The sequence below is a fragment of the Paraburkholderia bryophila genome (assembly GCF_003269035.1).
Lineage (GTDB): Bacteria > Pseudomonadota > Gammaproteobacteria > Burkholderiales > Burkholderiaceae > Paraburkholderia > Paraburkholderia bryophila.
Map to the genome: position 1 here is coordinate 1 of NZ_QLTK01000056.1, position 10,936 is coordinate 10,936.

General features: G+C 63.6%; 11 protein-coding genes and 1 pseudogene. 7 read left to right on the forward strand and 5 right to left on the reverse strand.

What is annotated here, in order from left to right:
* The first annotated feature begins 552 nt into the window (after window positions 1–552).
* Window positions 553–1,152: a cupin domain-containing protein gene (locus BX591_RS35330; protein ID WP_111935934.1), complete on the forward strand. Its 600-nt coding sequence runs from the start codon at window positions 553–555 to the stop codon at window positions 1,150–1,152.
* Between the two features lie 63 nt (window positions 1,153–1,215).
* Window positions 1,216–1,974, forward strand: a complete 759-nt coding sequence (locus tag BX591_RS35335) for a molybdate ABC transporter substrate-binding protein (RefSeq protein WP_111935935.1) — start codon at window positions 1,216–1,218, stop codon at window positions 1,972–1,974.
* Window positions 1,975–2,361: 387 nt separating this feature from the next.
* Here the strand turns inward: BX591_RS35335 and BX591_RS35340 are convergent, their stop codons facing one another.
* Both BX591_RS35340 and BX591_RS35345 read right to left on the reverse strand, forming a co-directional pair.
* Window positions 2,362–3,198 carry an AraC family transcriptional regulator gene (locus BX591_RS35340; RefSeq protein ID WP_111935936.1) on the reverse strand — a complete coding sequence of 279 codons (837 nt, stop codon included), beginning with the start codon at window positions 3,196–3,198 and terminating at the stop codon, window positions 2,362–2,364.
* 93 nt (window positions 3,199–3,291) lie between these two features.
* Complete coding sequence (locus BX591_RS35345) at window positions 3,292–4,236, reverse strand: AEC family transporter (protein WP_111935944.1); 945 nt, start codon at window positions 4,234–4,236, stop codon at window positions 3,292–3,294.
* A gap of 123 nt (window positions 4,237–4,359) precedes the next feature.
* Between BX591_RS35345 and BX591_RS35350 the strand changes: the two genes are divergently transcribed.
* Window positions 4,360–5,226: a LysR family transcriptional regulator gene (locus BX591_RS35350; protein WP_111935937.1), complete on the forward strand. Its 867-nt coding sequence runs from the start codon at window positions 4,360–4,362 to the stop codon at window positions 5,224–5,226.
* 9 nt (window positions 5,227–5,235) lie between these two features.
* On the opposite strand, the gene BX591_RS35355 is transcribed toward BX591_RS35350, so the two are convergent.
* A complete protein-coding gene (locus BX591_RS35355) occupies window positions 5,236–5,901 on the reverse strand; it encodes a VC0807 family protein (protein WP_111935938.1) in 666 nt (221 codons plus the stop codon).
* A 230-nt stretch (window positions 5,902–6,131) separates the two neighbouring features.
* Between BX591_RS35355 and BX591_RS35365 the strand changes: the two genes are divergently transcribed.
* Window positions 6,132–6,677 (forward strand): GNAT family N-acetyltransferase, encoded by a 546-nt coding sequence (locus BX591_RS35365; protein ID WP_111935940.1) that lies wholly within the window; start codon window positions 6,132–6,134, stop codon window positions 6,675–6,677.
* Here the strand turns inward: BX591_RS35365 and BX591_RS35370 are convergent.
* On the reverse strand, window positions 6,674–7,396 hold the full coding sequence (locus tag BX591_RS35370; RefSeq protein ID WP_111935941.1) for a GNAT family N-acetyltransferase: 723 nt from the start codon (window positions 7,394–7,396) through the stop codon (window positions 6,674–6,676). The genes BX591_RS35365 and BX591_RS35370 overlap by 4 nt on opposite strands.
* Window positions 7,397–7,518: 122 nt before the next feature.
* Between BX591_RS35370 and pdxR the strand changes: the two genes are divergently transcribed.
* On the forward strand, window positions 7,519–9,102 hold the full coding sequence (gene pdxR, locus BX591_RS35375) for a MocR-like pyridoxine biosynthesis transcription factor PdxR (RefSeq protein WP_111935942.1): 1,584 nt from the start codon (window positions 7,519–7,521) through the stop codon (window positions 9,100–9,102).
* Window positions 9,103–9,327: 225 nt separating this feature from the next.
* Window positions 9,328–9,660: a hypothetical protein gene (locus BX591_RS35380; RefSeq protein ID WP_111935945.1), complete on the forward strand. Its 333-nt coding sequence runs from the start codon at window positions 9,328–9,330 to the stop codon at window positions 9,658–9,660.
* A 124-nt stretch (window positions 9,661–9,784) separates the two neighbouring features.
* Here BX591_RS35380 and BX591_RS35385 read toward each other — a convergent pair whose 3' ends face one another.
* Entirely contained in the window at window positions 9,785–10,270 is a 486-nt protein-coding gene (locus tag BX591_RS35385; RefSeq protein WP_111935943.1) for a GNAT family N-acetyltransferase, read from the reverse strand.
* A 370-nt stretch (window positions 10,271–10,640) separates the two neighbouring features.
* Between BX591_RS35385 and BX591_RS35390 the strand changes: the two are divergent.
* Window positions 10,641–10,936 (forward strand): annotated as a pseudogene (locus tag BX591_RS35390) (hypothetical protein); the annotation flags it as partial.

Genomic DNA, 10,936 nt, shown 5'->3' on the forward strand with positions numbered 1-10,936 from the left:
ATCTCACGCGAGTGCTGAGAATCCTGGGCTTTAAAAAGACAATGAAGGCGATGCGGCTGGTGGGTGCGTGAGAACCCCTTTAGGCCCTGAAAAAAAGCCATAAACTCGTCTGGAACGCGTTGGAGAGGCTCGCAGTCTCGTCGTCCCATTGATGGCCGAAAAGGCAACCAAACGCACTGCGGCGGTCAGCAATCATGCGTCGCATTGCAATCTCATCGGGTTTCCACACAGCCTGGGTCGGTGGCAGCCGTCGCTGCTGCCTTTGGAGGAATGCCCGCAGCGGGTCGATGCGATAGTTGGCCGAGAGGTCATGTCGGATCATGCGGGCAGTTAGCAATTCCGGAGTCGGCGAAGGAGCGGGTGTCCCCCTCGTTGTTCATGGCCTCGACGACGGTTGCGGTTTGGGCTGACGGGTCACTCCCGATGCGGGAAAACGAGCCTGACGACGGCGCGGTTCGTGCACTAGGGTTCTCAAATTAGGAGCCGGCGCCTCTTTTTCGCAGGCTGACGCTCTAGAGAGGCTTGTATCAATGCTCGAAGGGCGGTGTCCTCATGACACGATTTCTTTTCAGTTTGCTGTCGGCCTTGACGGTGGGACTGTGCTTGCTGCCGTCTGCGGCCGTCGCGCAAAAGAATTTGGTTATCAAGTCGCTGGCCGAGAAGACGGTCTCCGAGTTACCACCTGGACAACTTTTCTGGCGGATAGAAAGCTTTCCGACACGTGATAAGGCCCAGTCCGCCGCTGGTCCCTGGGCTCTCGTCGCTGAATCGGCGGCCAAAGCTTGGCTTTTCACGTTGGGCCCGGCGGGCGGATCGTCCGAGGGTGGCACGAAGGTGGCCGAGGTTGGGCCCATCCCCCGGTTTGATGCGCCGCAGTACCTACTCAGGATCAACGCGGCTACCGGTGCGCCTGGAAGCGCGACTCCTGTGCACACTCATCCCGGCTCGGAGACCTTCTTCGTACTTTCCGGCGCTCAAAGCGTTCGTACTCCAGATGGGGTGATGGTCGTCAAGGCAGGCCATGCCGAGCCCGGCCACGGCCCTGGTGTTCCGATGCAAGTCTTGTCTACTGGCTCGACGGATCTGCACGCGCTGGTGATGTTCGTGCTCGACGCCACCAAACCTTTTTCGTCTCCCGCAAACTTACCGTGAGCGGCGGCGTCCGCGCCAACGCGCAACGACCGGCACCGGCCGTCTTCCCGCAAGGAGCAAACCATGAACGCAAGATTGAGGTGTATCAGCTTGAGCACCTTCGTGGCCGGCGCGCTATTGACGTTCACAGCGACAGTCGGGGCAGCAGGTATCATGGTCATGAGCGATAGCCCCCTGGAGCCCGCATTGTCCAAGGTGGTCGATCTTTATCGCCAGCAGACACATAACCAGGTTAGCTTGGTGTTCGATCCATCGCCGGTTGTGAAGAAGAGGATTGAAGGCGGCGAAGCGGCCGACGTCGTTATCGTTCAGCCAGACTTTGCTGAGGACCTTACGAAATCGGGCAAGGCGAGTGCCGGCGAGAGGCCAATAATCGCTCACGTTGGCGTCGGCCTAGGTAATCGCAAGGACAGTCCGGCTTACGACATTTCCACTGTTGAAAAATTCAAAAACACGTTGCTCGGTGCAGACCTCCTGGTCTTTAACAGTGTTAAATCGGGACAGGCATTTGAAAGCACTCTTGAACGGCTGGGAATTGCAGAAACACTCAAGCCGAAAATTGTACGTACGACACCCAATGGGATTTTCGAACCCGTACTGAAAGGCAACGGCAACGACATAGTGGCCGGGACGATACCGCTCATCGCGACGACACCCGGCATAAAGCTGCTTGGCCCGCTTCCCGGCGATCTCCAGAGCATTCTTGCGTACACCGCTGTGCTTATGGCGAACGCCTCACAACGCGATACAGCCGAAGGGTTTATCAAGTTCCTGATGTCACCGAATGCGAGGGCGACTTTCGCCGAGAACGGTGCAAAGTGAATTAACCGGCCGCCGAGGTGACCGCGTCACCGGCCGGTACACCCCGAGACCAGCCGTCTACGCTGCACCGTGTCGAAGGACCGCAACGAGTCGGAAGCGGCCACGAGGACATGAGTGCTCCCTCGGAGCGCTGCAGGCCAAACGGCTCGCGACGAACGGCGCTCGCCAACCCAAAAGTTTGTGTCAGACACTTTTGTTGCGAGATTGCTGTGCCGATCGAGTTGAGTTGAGTTTTGTTGTGTCAATCACTATTCCGTTGAAGCTCAATCGCGTACCTTGCCAGCTATCTGATTTTATTGGATGCGTTGTGTCCAATTCTATTGTTCGTTCACAGCCGCATGCGGAGTCTTCAATACGCGCGTTGCGCAACGCATAGCGGACCAGCTCTCAAGCGCGCGCGGATTTCGTCTGCTCGGGCGCCACCGCCATCGCGGCCGCCGCTTCTCCCAGCGTGCCGCCCGGATCGAAGCCGCTAGGCGGCGCGCCCAACTCGCGCCGGAACATGTCGCTGAAGCTGCTCGGCTGAAAACCGAGTTCACGTGCGATGCTGCTCACCGCGCGTCCCTCGGCGAGCCCGGAAACGGCCACCGCCAGTTGCACCTGACGTCGCCATTCGGCGAAGCCAACACCCAGTTCACGCGTAAAGAGCCGCGCGAGGGTGCGCACGCTCGCGCCGACCGATGCCGCGTGCTGTTCGAAACTGATCGCGATCGACGGGTTCCCGATCACCGCGCGGCAGAGCGCTTCGAGACGCCGGTCCGATGCATCGGGCAGCGTGATGCGCAGCGATGAACGCGGCGCCTGTCCCAATTCCAGCACGGCGAGACGATAGGCGGCTTCGAGATAGGCCTCGTCGCCCGTTTGCGTGCATTCGTGTTCCGCGATCGACGTGATCAATTCGCGCAACAGGCCGTTCACTTCGAACACGTCGCTGCGCCGGCTCAAATGGCCAACGTTGCGTTCGTGAAAGTAGAGATTGCGCATCTCCACTTCGCTCATCATGTGAATCGAATGCGGCGTGCCGCCAGGCAGCCAGACCGCGCGTTGCGGCGGCACGACCAGCGCTTCACGGCCGACTTCGACCCACATCACCCCTGACACCGCATACAGCACCTGCGCCCACGTGTGCGAGTGCGGCTCGATGCGCAGCCCGCGCGGGTAGTGGCGCGCGAGCGCGCTGGCGCCGGCGGCGTCGCGGAGTTCAGGAGGGCGGGCTTTAGGCACGATGGTGGCAGGCGGCTCGGGCCGCGCTTCGCGAATGAGGATCGCGGACCGTGGCGGTCCGTGGGCGAAGCATAGCGCGCGGCGCGGCTCGCGTCAGGTGCGGTGCCCCATCCACAGCAGCAGCGCCGACAGCGTGATCACGGAACCGGCCGTGGACAGCAAAATGGTCCGCGACGTGATGTGCGCCTCGCGCTGATAGAACTCGGCGAGCATGAACGGGCCGGTGCCGGTGGGCAGCGCGGCCAGCACCACGGCCATTTCGACCAGCGTGGGCGGCAGCCCGAAGACCCGCGCCGCGAGCCACCAGGTTAGCGCCGGTTGCGCGATCAGCTTGACGCTGGTCAGCAGCAGCGCAACGCCGCGCGCGCCGCTTTCCGACGGACGCTTTTCGGCAAGGAACAAGCCGAGGCTCACCAGCGCGCACGGACTCGCCGCACCGCTCAGCAACTTCAGAAACGTCTCCGCGCTGGCCGGCATGGCGACGTGAAAGCTCGCCAGCAGCATGCCCGCGATCGGCGACACGATCAGCGGATTGCGCGCCAGCGCGCGCAGGACTTTCAGACCCAGCTTGTGCGGCGCCCGCTCGGTCTGCAGACCGATTTCGATCAGCACGATCGCGAACGCGAACAGCACGCAGGCGACGAGGATGGTGGCGATCGTGGTCGGCGTCAGGCTGGCGGGACCGAACGCGATTAGCGCGAGAGGAAAGCCGATATAGCCGGTGTTCGGATACGACGCCGCGATCGCGTCGACGCTGGCATCGGCCAGATGCCGTCCGTTCATCAGCCGCAGCGCGAGGATTAGCAGGAACACGGCGGCGCACGCAATCGAGAACGTCGCCACGAAGGCCGGCTGATACAACTGCTGCCACGTGGCGCGGGCCATGGTATCGAACAGCAGCGCCGGCAGCGCGAGCCAGACCACGAATCGATTCAGCTCCGACGCGGAGTTCGGTCCGAGCACGCCGCGCCGGCGGCATGCGAAGCCCGCGAAAATCAAGCCGAAAACGGGAAGCAGAATTTCAAGGGTGGCTAACATCGAGGCGAACGGCTTGGGAAAAAGGACGATTCGCCAGCGTAGTAGCTTGCGTTGATACAATCCAATACTGTTTTTCGAGTCCGACGATACTTTTTTAGCATCGTCATTTCGGGTAGGCGCATCGTGATCGATATCAAGCCGCTTCGCTATTTCGTGACGCTGGCCGAGACGCGCCATTTTGGCCGTGCCGCGGCGCGTCTGAATCTGTCGCAGCCGCCGTTGAGCCGGCAACTGGCGGCGCTGGAGGCGAACCTCGGCGTCACGCTGATCGAGCGCAGTCCGCGCAGCGTGACGTTGACCGCGGCGGGCGAGCGTTTTTACGCCGACGCGAAGGCGATTCTGGCTTCGCTCGATCAGGCGGTGAGCAACGCGCAAGCGGCGGCGCATGGCGACGCCGGCAAGCTCGCGATCGGCTTCACGATGTGCGCCGCGTACAGCGTCGTGCCGGGCTATGCGCGCGTATTCGGCGCGGCGTTTCCCGATGTGGCGTTGAATCTGCGCGAAGTCGTGTCGAACGACCTGGCCGCGCAGGTGCTCGCCGGACAGATCGACGCGGCCATCATGTTTCCGACCCTGCCCGACAAAGGGCTGGCCACGCGCACGATTCTGAGCGAACCGCTGTGCGTTGCGCTGTCGCGCGGGCATCCACGGGCTCGGGCCCGGCGGCTGAAGATTGCGCAACTGGCGGGTGAGCCGTTCGTGCTCGCTTCGTCGGAAGTCGCGCCGGGTTTGCGTGCCGCGATTCTCGACCATTGCCGCTCGGGCGGTTTCGAACCCGACATCCGCTTCGAAGTGCAACTGCAGCAGACCGTGCTGAGTCTCGTGGATGAAGGCGTGGGCGTGGCCCTGGTGCCGGCCTCGATGCGCAAGGCGCAACTGGCGGGCGTGGTGTTCCGGCCGCTGGTCGACGCGCCCTTGATCGAGCAGGTGCTGGCATGGTCGCCGGCGAATCGCAATCCGTGTCTGGCGCGATTTCTCGAGTTGACGTAAGCGCGTGGGTTATGAATTGGCGAGCGGGGGCGTGGCTGGTGATGCGTTTTTGTCGGCGTAGCGCAGGGCGTCTTGCCGGATGCGCCGGCGGCACCAGAAGGTCCACGCCGTTAGCGCGGCATAGACGCCGTAGCGCACCGCTTCGGACGCCATTCCCGAGCGTGGATCGCTCGGCCATTGCCAGACGATCAGCGTGCGAACGATATTCTCGCCGATCATGCCGAGGCCCCAGACGAGCGTCATCAGGCGGATATACGCGGCGAGCATGGGGCGCTCGCACCAGTGCTTTTCAAAGTTCTCGGCGTCGCGGTGACCTTCGCGCATCATGGTCGAGCGGGCGAGATAGAAGACCAGCGGCCGCCGCAGCATGAGCGAGACGAGAAACAACGCACCGATCATGGCCAGCACCAGCGGGTCTTCGAGGGCGCGTGTTGTCGGGCTGCTGCCGAAGGCCGCCGCGAGACTCGACAACCCGATGCCGACCAGCACGAGCGCGCTGAGCGCATCGAAATGGCGCCGGTGCAGCAGGTCCCAAGCGATCCATGCGATCAACGGCAGCGCCGACGCGGCCAGCGCGCCGAGTTGGCCCCAATGCGGGAACGCGAGCCGGTAGGCAAGCCACGGCAAGGCGACGTTGATGACGAGGGCACTGAGGTAGCGTAGGCGGGGGTGCATCGACCATGCCGTGTGTGGGAGTCCATGACGCTCAGATGGCGTACGTGTTGCGCCAACCCTGTTGGGCAAAGCTACTCGAAGAGTGTAGGGCGAAGTTCTCTCTCATGCCACAGTCCTCCGTGCGCGGCAACGGCATTCCCGATCTTTGCGACGACCTCGCGGATAGAAAATCTGCGATGATCGAGCGCAACCCTATCTGGGTATCATCGCCAAACCACTCGCACTTTCCCATGCCCACCCAACCCACCCTCACCACCGCCCGCCTGACCCTAACCCCGCACACAACGAGCGATTTCCTCGACAGCTACGCCATGTGGTCCGATTCCGAGGTGATCCGCTACATCGGCGGCAAGCCGTTCACGCGCGAGGAAGTCTGGGCGCGTCTGCTGCGTTACGCCGGACATTGGGCGATGCTGGGATATGGTTACTGGGTGGTGCGCGAAAAGCAGGGCGGCCGCTTTGTCGGCGAAGTGGGCCTCGCCGACTATCACCGCGAGATCGAACCGTCGCTGCTGGGGACGCCCGAAATTGGCTGGGCGTTGAACCCGGCGCTGCACGGCCGCGGTTATGCAACCGAAGCCGTGCGCGCCGCGCTCGATTGGGCCGACGCGCAATGGCCGGACAAGGACACCGTGTGCCTGATCGCACCGGAAAACCTGGCGTCGCTCGGCGTCGCGCGTAAGTGCGGCTACCGCGAATGGCTGCGCACGCCCTACAAAGGGAACCCGACCATCGTGCTGCGCCGCGCGCCGAACGCGGATGAAGCCGTCCGTTAAGCGGCCCGCTGCTGCGCGACCAGATGCGCCAGCCGCTCGATCTGCTTGCCCTGTGCATCGAAATTGCCGGCGTCGAGCCAGCGCGTATAGCTCGCACGCAACGCCGGCCATTCACCGTCGAGTACCGAAAACCACGCGGTATCGCGATTGCGCTGGTGATAGACGATCGCCTGCCGGAAGATCCCTTCGAACGTGAAGCCATAGCGCAACGCGGCAGCGCGCGAAGGCGCGTTCAACGAGTCGCACTTCCATTCGAAGCGGCGATAGCCCAGCACGTCGAATACCTGCGTCATCAGCAGGAACATGGCTTCGGTGGCAATGCGCGTCTGCTTCAGACGCGGCGAGTACGTGACATGCCCCACTTCGATCACGCCGTTGACCCGGTCGATCCGCATGAGCGCCAGCGTGCCGACCGCCTTGCCGGTCGCGAGATCGATCACCGCGTGGTGCAGCGGATCGGGCGACGCGGCCATGCGCGTCAAATGCTCGCGATAGGCGGCGAGACTGTCGAACGGACCGACGTTCAGATAGGTCCAATCGCGCGCGTCGGCGGCGGAGCTGTACGCGTCGTACAGGTCCGCGGCATGACGTTCCACGTCCACCGGTTCGATCCGGCAATAGCGGCCCGTCAGCGGCGCGCGGCCGGGCGCTTCGGCGCCTTTCCAGTCCGGCACGGGCACGCCGATCGGCTGCTCGAACTCGTTGTGTCTGGGTTCCATCGCTGTTCTCCTGTTGTTGCGGCATCAATGATCGTCGGCGGCTGCCGTTCATCAGGAACGATACGGCAAACGTGGTATGTTCAAAAGATCCACGTCAAACCCATTTCATAGGTCCAGCCGCGATGATGGAAATCATTGGTCCGCTCGCCAATCCGGTTGCGGCGACTGCCGCGGGTGGTGCGGACAAACCGCCGTCGCTGCAAAGACAGCTGATCGAACGTTTGCAGCAGGCGATTCTCGCCGGGCGGCTGCCGGCGGGTTCGCTGCTGCCTTCGTCGCGTCTGCTGGCGGCGGAGATGGGCGTGTCGCGCAACACCGTGGTGATCGCCTACGAACATCTGGTCGCGACCGGTTACGTGGTGGCTGACAGGAAAGGCACTCGCGTGAGCCCGCTATCCAGTCCGGCCGCACGCGGCGAGCCGGCGGCGCCGTCCGCCGCGCCCGAGGTGGCTTACGCGGCGCGCGTCGGCCAGTTCGCGGCCACCCGCACCCACGCCGACAACACCTTTCCGATGACGCCCGGCACGCCCGCGCTCGACCGCTTCCCGCTGAGCGCCTGGCGGCGCGCGCTCGAACGGGCGCTGGAACGCGCGTTGCCCTTCACGCTCGGCTACGGCACGCCGGCTGGCGAAGCGGCGCTGCGCGACGCGATCGCAGCCCATTTGCGGATCGCGCGCGGCGTGCGCTGCGACGGCTCGCAGGTGGTGATCACCGAGGGTGCGCAGGAGGCGCTCAACCTGTGCGTGCGGCTGCTCACCAATCCCGGCGACATCGCATGGGTCGAGGACCCCGGTTATCGCGGCGCGAAGGCTGCCTTCAACGTCGGCGATCTGACCACGATCCCCATGCCCGTCGACACCGAAGGTATCGCCGTGCCGCCGGATGCGTGGCGCACGCATCCGCCGAAGCTGATCTACACGTCGCCCGCGCATCAGTATCCGACGGGGGCGGTGTTGTCGGTGGCGCGCCGTCTGGAGTTGATCGCGCAGGCGCGCCGCTGCGGCGCGTGGCTGATCGAAGACGACTACGACGGCGAGTTCCGCCACACCGGCGAGCCGATCGCCAGCATGCAGGGGCTCGTCGCCGACGCGCCGGTGCTGTACGTCGGCTCGTTCAGCAAGACCATGTTCCCGGCGCTGCGCATCGGCTTCGTGGTGCTGCCGCAGGCGATCGTCGAGGAATCGGCGGTGGCGCTGCAGGAGATGCTGCGCGGCGGCCATCGGCTGGAGCAGATGGCGCTGGCGCATTTCATCGAGAGCGGTGAGTTCGGACGGCATCTGGGGCGGATGCGACGGGTGTACCGAGAGCGCCAGCAGGCGTTGCGCGACGCGCTCACGAGCCACTTCGCGCCGGCGCAAATTCTGGGCGGCAACTGCGGCATGCATTTGACGCTGCGCTTGCCGCCGACCACCGACGACCGCGCGTTAGCCGCGCGGGCGGTCGCAAGGGGGCTCAATCCGCGCGCGCTGTCCGGGTTCGCATTGCGGCCCGATGAGCAGACGAATGGGCTCGTGATCGGCTACGGCAGTACGCCGGCGGAGCAACTGGCGGCCGCTGCCCACGTCCTGGCCACGTTGGCGCGCGAGGTGGACAGCAAGTCGGCAAGCGAGGCAACGAGTCGGCCGACAGGCAACGCAACAGGCAAGCCGACGGCCAAGCCGACAAGCAAGGCAAAAAAAGCCATCACCCCCCAGCCTGACGCGTAACTTTTTGCGTTTGTCCGCGCAGCCCATGTCGCGCTATCGTGTCGTTTATGCGCGGCGAAATCGACAGACTCAATGTCGGCGGATCGCCCCGCAGCTCATGCCCAGCGCGCCGCACTGCAACATCGCGCAACAGGCGGAGCGCGCCCGCCGGGCCGCTGTTGGGCCCGGGCATGAAGAATGCCTTTGTTGTGGTTACCTATGACGATCTATCCGACCGGAGACGACATGAAGGAAATCGAACCGACCCCGTGGTTTGAGCTTGCCGCCCACACACCCGTACGCGAGGGCTGGTATGAGGTGCAATTGACGAGCGGGGACACGGCGTTCGCCAAATTCGGCGAAGGCATCTGGACCGAAAAACCGTTGCTGGTCTTTACGCACTGGCGCGGGCTGTCCGCGGATCCATCGAAAGCCGGTGAAGGCGAAACCGAATCGATCGCCGCCGAAGCCACGGCGGCCGAAGGGGTGCGTGCCGCCTGGAATGCGTTCTTCCCGGGACTCGGCGAAGAACAGCACAAGCCGCTGGACGCGGTGCCCAACGGTAAAGCGCCTCACTGACACACAGCGAAGTACACACAGCGAAGGCGGCGGCGCTGACCGGCTGCCGTCTTCGCTGACTTCCTCGCGTACTGCTTTCGCTTCTCAATCACCTTATGCCGTGCGAGGCCGTTCGTGCCCAGCGTTATTCCACGCCTTCGGCAAACGCCTTGAGCGCCTCGCCCGCCAGGCGGTAACGCACCCACTCGCTCTGCGCGCTCGCGCCGATCGCTTCGTAAAAGCCGATTGCCGGTTCGTTCCAGTCGAGCACGCTCCATTCGAAGCGCCCGCAACCGCTTTCGCAGGCAATCTGCGCGAGGTGGCGCAGCATCCGTTTGCCGGCGCCGCTGCCGCGTGCGGCCGGCGACACGTAAAGATCTTCCAGATACAACCCGTGTTTGCCGAGCCAGGTGGAGTAGGAATGGAAATAGACGCAAAAGCCGATGGGCTCGCCGTCCATTTCGCAGATCAGTGCTTTCGCGGTGGCGGTCGCGGAAAACAGGCTCGTTTCGACGTCTTCGACGGAAGCGACGACTTCATGCTCCGCTTTTTCGTATACCGCGAGTTCGGTGATGAAGCGAAGAATCAGCGCGGCGTCGGCTGCGTGTGCGCGGCGAATGTGAATGGTCAAGGTCTGGTGCTCGATCGGTTGAAGGTGGACCGACGTCTCGCGAAAGCACGCGGGTTTCGGATCAGACAGATATCGTAGCGTCGATCGGCATGGATTGACCAGCATTCTCGGCAATGGCGATTGACGCGTCGTAACCGGATCGTTTACTGTCGAGTCATGGACTTCCACCCGATTCCCTTCGCTGCCGTCACCACCACGACGACCACCTTCACAGGCGGGTCGTCGGGAGGTTGCGCACGCTAGCAGCACGAAGCTGTGGCAGACCACCCAAGGCCCCGCCGGAAACGGACGGGGCCTTGGGCATTTCTGGACCTCCGTTTGCGGCAAACCTCACCGCACTGAGCGGTATTCGACTAAACGGAGCGTGACTGTGAACGACATCGACCATCGTGTTTTAGGCCATAAACTCGACCTTTTTCATCAGCAGGAAGAAGGCGCAGGAATGGTTTTCTGGCATCCGCGCGGCTGGGAGTTGTATCGCGTGCTCGAGGATTATGTGCGTGCCCGCATGCGCCGCGCCGGCTTTCGCGAGATTCGTACGCCGCAATTGTTGGCGCGTTCGCTGTGGGAACAGGCTGTGTGGAAACCCGAGGAGATTGCAATGCGACGCATGATTGCTGACCGCCGCAGTGCGTTTGGTTGCCTTTGCGGCCATCAATGGGACGA

What these genes read in the sequence shown, in the direction of transcription:
- BX591_RS35330 (WP_111935934.1), top strand. Translation starts at nt 553, where the DNA reads ATGACACGATTTCTTTTCAGTTTGCTGTCGGCCTTGACGGTGGGACTG.
- BX591_RS35335 (WP_111935935.1), top strand. Translation starts at nt 1,216, where the DNA reads ATGAACGCAAGATTGAGGTGTATCAGCTTGAGCACCTTCGTGGCCGGC.
- BX591_RS35345 (WP_111935944.1), bottom strand. Translation starts at nt 4,236, where the DNA reads ATGTTAGCCACCCTTGAAATTCTGCTTCCCGTTTTCGGCTTGATTTTC.
- BX591_RS35355 (WP_111935938.1), bottom strand. Translation starts at nt 5,901, where the DNA reads ATGCACCCCCGCCTACGCTACCTCAGTGCCCTCGTCATCAACGTCGCC.
- BX591_RS35365 (WP_111935940.1), top strand. Translation starts at nt 6,132, where the DNA reads ATGCCCACCCAACCCACCCTCACCACCGCCCGCCTGACCCTAACCCCG.
- BX591_RS35370 (WP_111935941.1), bottom strand. Translation starts at nt 7,396, where the DNA reads ATGGAACCCAGACACAACGAGTTCGAGCAGCCGATCGGCGTGCCCGTG.
- pdxR (WP_111935942.1), top strand. Translation starts at nt 7,519, where the DNA reads ATGATGGAAATCATTGGTCCGCTCGCCAATCCGGTTGCGGCGACTGCC.
- BX591_RS35380 (WP_111935945.1), top strand. Translation starts at nt 9,328, where the DNA reads ATGAAGGAAATCGAACCGACCCCGTGGTTTGAGCTTGCCGCCCACACA.